This is a genomic window from Polaromonas sp., from assembly GCF_031411155.1.
In the GTDB taxonomy this organism is placed as follows: domain Bacteria; phylum Pseudomonadota; class Gammaproteobacteria; order Burkholderiales; family Burkholderiaceae_C; genus Polaromonas.
Map to the genome: position 1 here is coordinate 1 of NZ_JANOAL010000024.1, position 12,993 is coordinate 12,993.

Here is a 12,993-nt window from a genome sequence, read left to right on the forward strand (position 1 = left end):
TTGGCGCCCAGTGTGTAGTTCGCCGCCGAGCTGTCGACCCGGTCGGTGCCTTCGCCCGCGATCTCGACAGCATTATCGGCGGCGCTATCGACCACATAGACGTCGTTGCCCAGCCCGCCAGTCATGGTGTCGTCGCCCAGGCCCCCGCTCAACACGTCGTTGCCCAGACCACCGATCAGGCTGTCGTTGCCGCCGCCGCCGTTGAGGCTGTCGTTGCCCAGGCCACCGTCCAGCACGTCGTCGCCAGCCAGGCCGTTGAGGGTGTCGTTGCCGTCGCCACCGTCCAGCGCGTTGGCGGCGGCGTTGCCGGTGACCACGTTGGCCAGCGCATTGCCGCTGCCGTTGATGGCTGCCGTGCCGGTCAGCGTCAGGTTCTCGACGTTGGCGCCCAGCGTGTAGGTCGCGGCCGAGCTGTTGACCTGGTCGGTGCCCTCGCCCGCGTTCTCGAGCACCCCATCGGCTGCGCTGTCGACCACATAGATGTCGTTGCCAGCGCCGCCGGCCATGCTGTCGCTGCCCAGCCCGCCGTTCAACACGTCGTTGCCCAGCCCGCCCAGCAGGGTGTCGTTGCCCGCACCGCCGTTGAGCGTGTTGCTGGCGCTGTTGCCGGTAATCACGTTGTTAAGCGCATTGCCGTTGCCATTGATGGCGGCCGTGCCGGTCAGCGTGAGGTTTTCGACATTGGCGCCCAGCGTGTAGGTCGCGGCCGAGCTGTTGACCAGGTCGGTGCCTTCGTTGATCCCCTCGTTGATGACATCGCCAGCGCTGTCGACGAAGTAGGTGTCGTTGCCATTGCCACCGGTCATGATGTCGTTGCCCAGCCCGCCGTCGAGGATGTTGCTGCCACCCCCGCCGATCAGGATGTCGTTGCCGGCCAGGCCAAACAGGGTGTCGTTGCCACCCAGCGCAGTGATGTGGTCGGCCACCGCGGTGCCGGTCAGTGTTTCGCCTGCCGCATTGGTGCCCACAATGATGTGAAAGGCGCCCACGGCCGCCGTCACCGGGTCGGAGATCATGGTTTCCACGGGGCCGCCGCCCACGGTGTAGCTGGCCACCACGCGCAGTTGCACACCAGGGGTGTCGGTGACGAAGGTGTTGCCGGTGGCGCCCGCGATGTCGGTCCAGGTGGCCGTCCCGTTGGGTGCGGATTGCCACTGGTAGCCCTGCAGGGTCAGAACACCGTCCACGTCGGTGAGGTTGTGGCTGACGGTCAGGGTGCGCAGCAAGTCGGGGTTGAGGTTGCTGATGGTGACCGCGCCGGCGGTCGGGTCATTGACTGCGGCCAACGTGTAGCTCTGGCTGGCCGCTATGCTGCCGCCGTTACCATCAATAACGCTGTAAGTCAGACTGACCGGGCCATTGAAATTGGCCGTCGGCGTGATGGTGTAGCTGCCATCCAGATTGGCGGTGATGGTGCCGTTAGAGGTGGTCAAGCCACTGACACGGAGCACGTCGCCCACGTCAATGTCGCTGAAACCGGCCAGTAGACTGGCGGCGCTGACGGTGTAGGCCACATCTTCGGTGCCCGCTGCCAGCAGAGCCGTAGCGGTACCGGTCGGTGCGTCATTGACGTTGAGCACCACATTGGTGGGTGCACTGGTGGTGCTTTCAAAGGTGCCGTGGGCATCCACGTAGCTGACCCGCACGCTGACCTGTGTCGCCACATCGTCATTGGTGAGTGTGTAGGTGGCTGCCGTGGCGGATGCAATATCAGTGAGACCGCGCGTCCACTGGTAGGTAAACGCGCCGACCGGGATGCCATCGGCATCGGAGATGCCACCGGTATTTGCCGTCAGCAGCTGGTTTTGCGTGGCGACGCCGCTGATCGTGGCTGTTCCTACCAGAGGGTCGTTGATGTTTGCCACGGCCAAGGTGGGAGCCGAGACCACGGTTTGGGCAACACCGCTGGTGTCGATGTAGTTAGCGACGACGCGAAGATTCAGACCGACCTGCGCATCTCCTGGCTGGAAGGTGGAACCGGTCGCCTGGTTGGTCCATACGCCGCCGATACTGGCCTGCCAGGTGTAGGAGAGGGTTGCGGTATTCACGTCATTTGCCGCGGTGAATACCTGGCTCGCCGTCAGTACCTGGTCTTCGGTCGGCGTATTGTCGCTAACCAGCAGCGTGCGAATTGGCAAGGGAACCGGGGTAATCCCGGATGCAAGTGTTGGCGGCAGGACGTTGATGCGGAAGGTGTCCGTTACCGTCAGCGGCGTGCCGGGTCCGGTATCGGTTGCGCTCACACGCACATCGATTGCGCCATAGACTTGCGGCGCGCCGGTGACTTTAGCTCCCGTCAAAACCCCATTCAAATCGAACAGCAGGCTGAAATTCAAGCCATAGGAAGCGGCCGTCCCGTCTATCGCCTGTCCGCTGGTCAGCGTGGCCGTGTAATGCAACTGATTGGAGGGCGTCTGGGCATCGGTGAAGGTGGTGGTCAGCGGCAGGAACTGGTTCAACTCGGTTCCCTGTCTGCCCGATGTGTCTGGCAGGCCCGTCGTGGTGCCCTGAACCACGATGGTCGGCGCCGTGTTGTTGCCTGTTGGCGCTACCGTGAGGGCGGTGGTTGCCGCCGAATAGACGGTTTCCGTATAGCCCGTTCCATCCACATAGCTGACATGCGCACGCAGCGGCTGGCCGAGGAAGGTACTGGTGGGGGTAAAGGTCGCGCTGGTGGCGCCGGCTATCTCCACAAATTGCAGCTTGGCCAGGTCCATCGCCTCCCATTGGTATTGCAGAGGGCCCATGCCGTCCGCATCGGAGATGGTGCTGGTGATGGTCAGCGGCAACCCTACTACGGGTTGAACGCCAGCGGTTACCGGGTCGGAATCACCCGCGGTGAAGCTCAGGCTGCCGCTGGGCAATGCATTTTTGCTAATTCCAGAAACGGATAGCTTGCCAAGGTCAAAGAGCCGCAGGGCGGGGTCGGTGAAGGTACCAAACTCGATCCGTTCGATATTACGCAGCGTATCGGAGCCATCCCGGTTGGCGACATTGTCTGTAATGTGGAAGATGCCGGTGCCGGCCACAATGAGCCCATTGGCATCGAAGGTCAAGTTCCCATTGGCGTCGAGCACAGGATTCACGATCTCGTTGATAGAGTATTGGTCGAAGCTGCCCTGGTAAAACGCCGTGTCCACGTCACCGACCTGGCCATCGTTGTTGATCTCGCGGATGATCTGGCCGCCCGCGCTGCGCGAGGTCAGGCTCACATGCAGGGCTGCGTCGCCGTCAATGATGTCGTCGCCGCCACGGCCTTCAATCAGGTCACTGCCGGCGCCGCCCAGCATGATGTTGCCGTTGGAGAACGCCACCGGGCCTATCGGCGTATAGCTGCCCTGGCCCAGAATGTCAGTCAGGCCAAAAATCAGGTTGGGGTTGTTCAGTTCGTTAAAGGGGTCGGCGATGGCCACATTGGTGCCGCGGAGAATGTCGTTGTGGGCAGAGCCGCTGACGGACTCCGTGTTGAGAAAGCGGGTACGAATGGCATCGGCCGCGGTTGCCGGGTTGCCAAGCACGATATCCACCAGGGTCATGTCGATGTCCACACCCACAGCCAAGCCGTCAAACGAAGCCCAGTCCCAGCCCAGGTCGCCCAGCATGAAGTCAAAGCCGCCTTCGCCAACGATGATGTCGTCACCGCTAAAGCCGTGCATTCTGTCGCCACCCTGACCGCCGATCAGCACATCGTTGCCGCTAAACAGGGGGAGCTTCCCGGTGGGCGCGCCCGAGTCGCCAATCAGCAAGTCGCCACCGGCGCCGCCCTCGATCCAGTCATCCCCCTCGTTGCCAGTAATTTCGTCGGCGTCTTCGCCACCGAGAATGATGTCATTGCCCAGCCCGCCACTGAGAACATCAAGGCCCAGGCCGCCATTGATGAAGTCGTTGCCATCGCCACCGAGAATAATGTCGTCGCCAATGCCGCCGTCGAGGTTGTCGTCGCCCGCATCGCCATGGATCACATCGTTGCCGGCACTGTCGGTGACGGTGTCGTTGCCGGTGCCACCGTAGATGAAGTCGTTGCCGTTGCCACCGTCGAGGTAGTCGTTGCCACCGTCGCCCCACACGGTGTCGTCATCGGCCTGCCCCGCGATCAAGCGGTCATCGCCTGCGGTACCGCCCAGCACCATGGTGTTGCCCTTGAAGTTGTCATGGCCCAGGAAGCGGATGGTGCCGTCGTTCGTGACATCGATGAGCAGCTTGCCGAGGATATCGTCAGCGGTGCCCAGAATGCCGTCCAGCCCCGGCAGGTTCGGCTCCCGCAGCCAGGTGGAGGGATCGAGCTTGTTTATGGTGCTGGCTTCGACCACATACTCCGGTGTCAGGAAGACGCTGGCACTCAAATGATGGGTGCCGGTGTTGCCCATGATCATTTCAGCGAATGAATTGCCCTCAATCTCGGTGCCCCAGTGCGTGCCCTCAATGCGGGGCAGGTAGTAGAGGCGGTCGGCGTCCTGCAGCGATTCCATCTGCGTCTTGAAGATGAAGTTGAAGGTCGAACCCAGCAGGCCGCCAAACAGGTTTTGCTTCTCGGCCAGGCCGCCTATCCACAGGTCTACATTGTCCAGCCCGGTGATGGAGCCCGTGCTCCACTGGCTATGCTGCGCCAGCGTGTTCGTATGCGTCAGGTCGTTGGCGTAAATGCCGGCGCTGTGAATGAAGTCAGACGCATCCTGGTTGAAGGTGGCGGAGCCGACGGCGGCATTCCTCACCAGGTCCAGCGCCGCCGCGCGCTTGTCCACCAAGGTGACGGCGTCGGTGATGGTGTGGTGTGTGCCGTAAGCCGCCACAAAATTGACCAGCGAGCCGGAATGCTTGAGGAACTGGCCGAAGTCGTCCCAGCTGTCATAGGCTTTAAGTGCGGTGTCGTTGGTCTGGCTAAACAGCTGGTGGCGCAGCAGGTTCAGCGGCGCCACGCCCGCTTCCCGGCCCCGCGCGATGTTCAGCGCGGCCAGGTCCAGCGGCAGGCCGAGCAGGTTGTTGCGCAGCGCGCCAGTGACGAACTCGTCGATCTCGTTGCCGACCTGGTTGACCGAGCCCAGCACGATCTGGCCGGCGGCGTCCTTGCCCGCAGAGGCAAACGCCAGGGGGTTCAGGAACGCGTCAATCAGTCCAATCTGATTCAACACCGGGTGTCCGTTGGCATCCATCACTGGCGTACCGTCAGGGCCAATCTGGTAGCGGTTGATGGCCTCGTCCAGCATCGAGTGGCCGAAGCGGTATACGGCGTGGGCAAACTCGGCCGTGATGGCCGGGTCAAGATTGATCTGCAGATTGCCAAACAGGTGAACGGTGGGCGCTACCTTGCGGGCGAACTCTTCAAACACCAGGTGCTGGTACTGGGTTTCGGTACCAAACTTGGCCGTCTGAAACAGGCGTTCGCCGTTCCATTCGTTGTCCTGGATGCCATCGAACACGTTGGCACCTGCCAGCACCCATTCGGTGGCAAAAGCGGTATCGCCATTGGCCAGTTCGGCTCGCACCAGATCCTTGGTTTGTTCGATCAGGCGGTTGTGCTCCAGATGAAAGACTTCGTGCACGGCGGTCAGGCCAATGTTTTCATTGACCCGGCCGTCACCGGCGACGTAGTGGGCGTCGAGCAGCTCGTTGTCGTATACGAGGTTATTGCCCTGGACATCGAATGGAACGGCGTTACCCGCGACATTATCGGCATCCTGCATCAGGACCCCGCCCACGATAACGGGCGCGGCGTTATGCGCAATATCGTTGAGGAAGGCATGGCCTGTGCTGGTGGCTCCGATCGTGTTCGTTCCCAGGGCGGTGCCTTCGACCAGAAGGTTGCCCTTGACGATCTGCACGTAGCCGTTGGCGCCTGGAATAAAGTTGCCGTAGGCATCGGTGGCCAGCAGGGGAATGTTGCCGACATCGGCATCGGTCAGCAAGACGCCCAGCTTGAGGGCGTTGGCCTTGACGTCCGCCCAGGTCGGCATGTGGTGGCTGCCGTCGGCGCTGATGTGGTCCAGCATCCTGCCGGTGGCGTGCAGTTTCCCATCCACGCCCGTCTGGTATTCGCGCAGGAAGACCTGGTGCGAGGGGTGCGAGGTGTAGGTCTGGCTTTGGTCAACAAAGGGGGTAATGGTGTTGGTGCCCGCGCTGTTGATATCGTCGGCCGTTCCCAGAATTCCGTCGGCTCCGGCATCCTTGACAGAGCGGGTCAGCACCATGAAGTTGGTGTGGCCGCCGACCACGTAGAGCGGGTCGTCGGGCTGCAACGGAATGAACACGGTGCCTGCGCTGGCGCTCTTGGTCACCAGGTCGAGGCCGTGATCAAAAAACTGGCCGAACAGGGTCATCCAGGTATTGAAGGGCGCGGAAAGCCCGGCATCAGGTGTGACGTTCAGAATCACCAGTGAGCCATTTTCCGAAGTAAGCCCGAAGCCCGTCAGCACGGCTTGAAAAGCGGTGGCGGAAGTGGTGGCGGTCGCGGCCAGGCCGTCAGAAACGATTTGTGCTGCACTGATATCGGCCGGGGGCGCCCCGCTGGAGATCAGCCCATTGAGGATGGTCAACGCATTCGTTGCAGCTGTTTGTGACGTTGCGGCGGCAAGCTGCGCTGCGGCAACCTGGGCGGCTGCGGCCACAGGATTGGCATTCCCCAGGGACGCGAGCGCGGCCTCAACCGCCGCTGCGTTATTCAGGCTCTGGTCGGAGATCAGGTTGCTGATGGTGCGCGGCTGGGAGTCGTAGACAATCCCGGCGCTTTGGGTGTACGAGGTGGGTGTTGATGGCGATCCTGGGCCAAGTGCGCCTGCTGGAATAGTCTGGGCGGCAGCGAAGACGGGGGCCGTCAAACGCGGGAAGGCCAGATCGGCCGAGCCGAAACCGGCCTGCCCCGGCACCAGGCTGTTGTTGGTGCCGTCCACCGTGCGCAGACCAAAGGACAATTGCGGGTTGGACGGTTGCCCGGTCTCCGCCAGCCGAATCTGCGTCAGGATGTATTCAAGATCGATTTTGTTGAACGAGACCATTTTGATTCCCCTTTAATTTGCACAGTTAGCGCGGGTCAAAACCGCGCCGGTACTACAACTCCAAAATAGCGCGCGAAATCTGTTGCGAGCGGCTCATCGCGGGCATCATGAACCAGCGATCCAGCGCGACATTGCCGACCCGGACCACACCGGTGTGGTTGCTCAGATCGGCGTCCGCGATGGGGTCGGAATCGACAAAGCCCAGGCGGCGCCTGATCTGCTCCATCTCGGCGGGTTTTCCCGTCAACAGGGTCCAGCCTGGTTTGATTCCGCGCTGCTTCACGTAGGCGTTGAGCGCCTCAGGCCGGTCAAACTCCGGCTGCAAGGTCAGCGAATACATGAAGATGTCGCGGCCGAGCCGCTTGCCGAGCTCTTGCTGCACCTGCAGCAGGTTGCTGGTGTTGGCAGGGCAAATGCCCGAGCAGTAGGTGTAAAGCATGTTGATGACGACGATCTTGTTCTTCAGCAGGTCGTCGTAAAACTTCACTTTTCTGCCTTCGTGGGTTTCCAGCACAAAATTGGGAAAGGCGTTGACCTTTGGCCCTGGTGCTGATGCATGGAGCGGTCCGGTCGAGGCGAGCAGGGGCAACAAGGCCGCTCCACCCATCAGTCCCAGCAGGTTGCGTTTGGTGTTCATGATGCGTTCTCCAGATAAGGGTTGATGAACATGCGGGCGGTGTGAGCCGGCTTACGGAACGATGTCCCAGCGGATCATCATTGCGTGGTCCTCGTGGATCAGGTTGTGGCAATGCATCATGTATTTGCCCTGGAACTCCCGGAAGCGCAGAAACACACGCACTTCGTCATTGGGTTGCAGCAGGTAAACATCCTTGCGCCCGGCTTCGTGCGGCGCGGGCGGCTGGCCATTGCGCGACAGGATGCGGCCCTCCTCGAAATGGATATGGACCGGGTGGTGCCAGTTGCCCGAGCCCTTGAGCACCCAGATTTCAGCAGTGCCCCGTTTGGGCTGGGCCGTCGCCACATTCACGTCAAACAGATTGCCATTGACCGTCCAACCTCCGTTAGTCAGCCCGAACACGAAGTTCCGGGTGGTTACCACCTCGTTGAGATCGATCGGTGGCAATTCGCGCAGCAATGCAGGCACGCGGCTCTGGTCGGGCACGGGGGGGTCCCGGTCGATGTCGAAACGCAGTAATTGAGTGCCCGCGGTCAGCAACAGTCCGTTGGCGTCCCTTGCCCCGTTGTCTGGGCCGCGTCCGTTGGTCTGGATCATCCGGTTGACGAGGTAGAGCTTGGTGCCGAGGGGGTAGCCGGCAAAGTCAAGGATGATGTCGCCCCGTTCGGCCACCCCCAGCATGACCTTCTTGGTGGTCAGGGGCGCAGGAAACAGATTTCCGTCGTTGGAAATGTGCGTGAAGCTGATGTTGATGCCGCTGGCGTCAGTCAGATAGAACTCATAGACGCGTGAAGGCCCGCCATCGAGCAGGCGAAAGCGGTACTTGCGGCGCTCTACCGAGAACTTGGGCTGAACCTTGCCATTGACGCAGAACTTGTTACCCAGGATGCCGTCGGTGTTGAACTGGTCATAGGCCAGGTAGCCGCTCGAATCGAAAAATTTATCCTGGAACACCAGGGGAATGTCGTACTTGCCCACGCCGCTGGGCAGGCGCAGAGCCTTGGGGTTGGTGTCGAGCTCGTTGCCGGAGTCGATGTCATCGAACAGCAAATAAAAGCCGGTCAGGCCCTTGTAAACGTTGGGGCCCGTGAAATCCAGGCGGTGGTCGTGATACCACAACGTGCCCAGGGCTTCGCGCGGGTCGCCTTTGGTGGCTGCGTAGAGCGGGTTGTCATAACCGGCATAGATGTTCGGGTAGTGGTGGTCTTTGTAGGCACCCGATGCCGTCATGGTCGGCCCGTACTTGGTGGCGCTGTAGTAGTCACCGGTAAAGCCGTCACTCTCAGACCCGGAGTGCAGATTGTGCAGATGGGTTGAGATTTCCGGAGAGCCAAAGCCAATAGACTGGGCCGGCAGATCGTTGTAAATGCGAACTGTGATCGGCACCCCGTAGCGTTCGACAAACGTGGGGCCGGGCAGCCTGGCGTCGTAGCCCCAGATTTTCTGGACCGGCAGTTCCGGATGGAACGAATGCCAGGCTTCCTTGGCGTGCATTTCGTAGTATTTTTGGCTGGGGAATTCGGTCTCGCGCTGGTGCGACGGCCGGCCGCACTCTCCGCCACTTGTATTCGCGTCCTGCGTTGGCGGCGGACTCAGGCCGCTGACCGGCGTTTTGGCTGTGTATACCGGCAAGGCCACGGCAAACGGTGTGGTGAACGGGGGGGTGATAGTTGCCGTTGCGGCTTGAGTGGATGTGGCAAGCTCTTTGCTCGTCAATACGCCGACTGCGGCGGTTGCAGCGCCCAGCCGGAGCGACTGCCTGCGATTGAGCTTGGGGAAATTGGCGGCTTCAAACGTCGACATGACACTTCTCCTTGGTTACATCAAGTAACAACCAAAAGCAATCACATATCTTTGTGAAGTTTTGTGAGTTTGGGTTGAGTGGAATCAGTGTCCTGCGTAGGTTTTCTCCTGCCAATCCCCTAAAAAATCCCGCTGCCGGCGCGACTTTTGTTAAGGTTCAAAATCCGGTTTTTCGTGGACCGACTACCGGCCCGTGGGAAAAATTGCCTACCTAACTTTTCCCGCATTAAGACTCAAAAGTTACTTTTGTAACTTTAAGTATGTGTCTAATAACTACAAATGAAACAAATTGTATCAATAATCACATGAGCCGGGAGTTCGCGAGAGGCGCCTTGAGCAGGTCGCCGCGCGATCAGGCACCTGATCGGCATGTGTCCATGGGGCGTATCTGCCTGCAGCAGCGAACGAAGTGGGCGCGGCCCTGCGACCCCGGTGTGCGCCGTGGAGGGCGAATGGTGGCGCCTGCACCGCGGGGGACAAGGCGGCAGCTCGGCGCCTGCAGGAGACGCGGGCTGTGAGCCGGTCGATCCGCGGTCTACGCCCGTCGGCAGCATCCGGGACGGGGCCGCCGACGACCCTGGCCGGGATCGCCGACCAGAGGACTCAGGTGTGAAGCAGCGGCGAAGGCGTACCGGACCACGCTGAGGCAGGCGTGGGCGGCGCTCAAGGCATTTTCGGGCCATGACTGAAGGCGCTTGCTTTTTCCGGCACTTCCAGCAAAATCCACCTCTGATCCAGTCAAAACGGCCACATGTTGCTATTGTATTGATAGCAATTGCGCGGCCGGCCGGATCCGGGCGCGCACCCGTAACAGCAGCTTCGCAGGCAACCCGTCTACAGGAGTACACCATGCACCGCACCGCCCTTCCTTCGACCGGCACAGCCAAGCTGCCGCGTCGCGCCGCGCTCCAGCTGCTGGCCTGCGGCGCGGCCAGCGTCGCCCTGCCCGCCCTGGCCGCCTGGCCCGACAAACCTATCAAGATCGTGGTGACATTTCCGGCCGGCGGGGCCAGTGACATCGTGGCCCGCGTGCTGGCCGAGCAGCTGGGCAGAAAACTGGGCCAGGCGGTGGTGGTTGACAACCGGCCGGGCGCGGGCGGCAGCGTGGGAGGGCTGGTGGTGGCGCAGGCGCCCGCCGATGGCTACACGCTGTTGCTGAGCAATTCCACACCGATTTCGATCGGTCCGTTTGCGCTCGAAAAGCAGCCCTACGACCCGGTCGCGGGCTTTAGCCATATCGCCCTGATAGGCAGTGCGCCCTGCGTGGTCATGGCCAATCCGGCCACCCCGATCAAGACCATGCCCGATCTGGAGGCGCAGGCGCGCAAGGCGGGCCGGCTCGACTTCGGCTCCGGCGGCCCGGCGTCGATTGGCCATATTTATGGCGAGCTGATGAAAAAAGCCATGGGCGTGAACCTGGTGCACATTCCCTACCGGGGCGGCGCGCCCATGACGACCGACCTGATCGCCGGCGTGATTCCGGTCGGCATTGATGTGCTGACCGCCTTCGTGCCCTATTTCAAGAGCGGGCAGCTGGTGCCGCTGGCCGTGACCTCGGCCAGCCGCTCACCGCTGGTGCCCGATGTGCCCAGCGTGGTCGAGTCTGGCTACCGGCAGCTGGTGCTGGACAACTTTTTTGGCCTGAGCGGGCCGGCCGGCCTGCCGGCCGACGTGGTCGCCAGGCTTAACGCCGCCTGCAACGAAATACTGGCCGGCAGCGATATCAAAAAGAAGATGCTGGAGCTGGGCATCACCACCAGCCCCGCCAGCCCGGCCGCCTTCAGCGCCTTCGTCGCCAGCCAGGTGTCTAACCTGGCGCCGGTCGTCAAAGGCGCGGGCGTCAAACTTTAAAAAAACACCTCAGCGAACCACGCTGAGGTAAGCGCAGGCCGCGCGGCGCAATTCCTGCGCCTGTTGCGGGTTGCGGCCGGCACCCGCGTCGGCGCGCTCCATCAGGTTGTGGGCCACACCGTGTACCGGCGCGACGCCCTTGGCCATGGGGAGAAAACGGGCGATCTGGACAATGAACTGGACCATATCAAAAGTCACCACCGGGGGCGATGCGTAGTTACGATGTCTCAATAATAAGGGTTATCCCTAGTATTGCCAGCCTAATGATGATGATTTTTGATGTAATTTCCGCATAACCCGCGCCATTGCGCCGCCAATCAGGCCTTGAGGCCGAGCCGGCGCGCCAGCTTGTGCAGGTTGCTGGCATCCAGGCCGAGCTGCTGGGCCGCCTGGGCCCAGTTGCCCCGATGCGCGGCCAGCGCCTGCTCAATAGCCTGGCGCTGGCAGGCGTCCACCGCGTCGCGCAGCTTGCCGCCCGCCAGCGCAGGGGGCGCCTCGGCCGCCTGCGTTGCGGACAAGGGGGCGGCCGGCTGGGCGTCGCCGGCCGGCAGCTCCAGCCTGTCCAGGTCGAGCAGATCGGTTTGCAGCGTGACGATTTCGTTGCGCCCCACGCCGCGGCTCACGGCTTTCAGCGCGGCGCGGCTGATGGCGTGCTCGAGTTCGCGTACATTGCCGGGCCAGCGGTAGCGGCGCAGCGCGGCCTGCGCCTCGGCCGACAGGCGCAGGCTGCGCAGACCGAGCCGCGCGCGATTCAGTTCCAGAAAGCGGCCGGCCAGCAGCAGCACATCGTTGCCGCGCTCGCGCAGCGGCGGAATCGGAATCGGGTACACCGACAGCCGATGGTAGAGGTCGGCGCGAAACGAGCCGGCCCGCACCAGGTCGCGCAGGCTGCGGTTGGTGGCGGCAATCACGCGCACATCGACACGGCGCGGCCGGTCGGCGCCCAGGCGCTGGATTTCGCCGTTTTGCAGGGTGCGCAGCAGCTTGGCCTGCACCGCCAGCGGCAGCTCGCCAATCTCGTCGAGAAACAGCGTGCCGCCCTCGGCCGCCTCAAAGCGCCCCGGCCGGTCGCTGACCGCGCCCGAAAATGCGCCCTTGACATGGCCAAACAGCTCGCTCTCGGCCAGCGACTCGGGCAGCGCCGCGCAGTTGACATGCACCAGCGGCTTGGCGCGGCGCCGTGACAGGCGGTGCAGCCGGTGCGCAAACAGCTCCTTGCCGACGCCGGTTTCGCCCAGCAGCAGCACCGGCAGCTCGGAATCGGCCACCACGCCGAGCTCATGCAGCAACTGGGCAATGGCCTCGCTCTGGCCCAGAATCTCGCCCTCTTCCTTGACGGCGCCGCCGCCAGTCGCGTCGGCCTGCCGGCTCAGCCGCAGCGCGCGGATCTCGGCTTCGAGCCGGGTGGTGCGAATCGCCGCCTCGATCAGCACGGTGAACTGGTCCAGGTCGGCCTGCGCGGCCGCGTCGAAGGTGCCGATCTGCAGCGCGTCCAGCGTCAGCACGCCCCAGGGCTGGCCCTCGACATGCAGGCTGCAGCCCATGCAGTCATGCACCGGCAGCGGCTCGCCGACATGGGCATCAATCAGGCCGTCATAGGGGTCGGGCAAGGTGCTTTCGTGGTGAAAACAGGTCACGCCGCGCCGCGCCAGGATGGCCGACAGGCGCGGATGCTGGCTCACCGCAAAGCGCCGGCCCAGCGCGTCGCTGACC

General features: G+C 62.6%; 6 protein-coding genes. 1 reads left to right on the forward strand and 5 read right to left on the reverse strand.

Translation table 11 applies throughout. The annotated features are described in order from the left end of the window. The 3 genes from RMO23_RS01090 to RMO23_RS01100 form a co-directional block, all read right to left on the reverse strand. On the reverse strand, positions 1-6,989 hold a 6,989-nt coding region (locus tag RMO23_RS01090), incomplete at its 3' end, for a peroxidase family protein (RefSeq protein ID WP_309678210.1). Positions 6,990-7,041: 52 nt separating this feature from the next. Then, positions 7,042-7,626 (reverse strand): SCO family protein, encoded by a 585-nt coding sequence (locus RMO23_RS01095; protein ID WP_309678212.1) that lies wholly within the window; start codon positions 7,624-7,626, stop codon positions 7,042-7,044. Positions 7,627-7,677: 51 nt separating this feature from the next. Continuing rightward, complete coding sequence (locus RMO23_RS01100) at positions 7,678-9,429, reverse strand: multicopper oxidase domain-containing protein (protein WP_309678214.1); 1,752 nt, start codon at positions 9,427-9,429, stop codon at positions 7,678-7,680. Between the two features lie 849 nt (positions 9,430-10,278). Between RMO23_RS01100 and RMO23_RS01105 the strand changes: the two genes are divergently transcribed. Beyond that, positions 10,279-11,280, forward strand: a complete 1,002-nt coding sequence (locus RMO23_RS01105) for a tripartite tricarboxylate transporter substrate binding protein (RefSeq protein ID WP_309678216.1) — start codon at positions 10,279-10,281, stop codon at positions 11,278-11,280. Between the two features lie 9 nt (positions 11,281-11,289). Here RMO23_RS01105 and RMO23_RS01110 read toward each other — a convergent pair whose 3' ends face one another. Both RMO23_RS01110 and norR read right to left on the reverse strand, forming a co-directional pair. Beyond that, positions 11,290-11,466: a hypothetical protein gene (locus tag RMO23_RS01110; protein ID WP_309678217.1), complete on the reverse strand. Its 177-nt coding sequence runs from the start codon at positions 11,464-11,466 to the stop codon at positions 11,290-11,292. Between the two features lie 131 nt (positions 11,467-11,597). Continuing rightward, the coding region (gene norR / locus RMO23_RS01115) for a nitric oxide reductase transcriptional regulator NorR (protein WP_309678218.1) at positions 11,598-12,993 on the reverse strand (1,396 nt) is incomplete at its 5' end.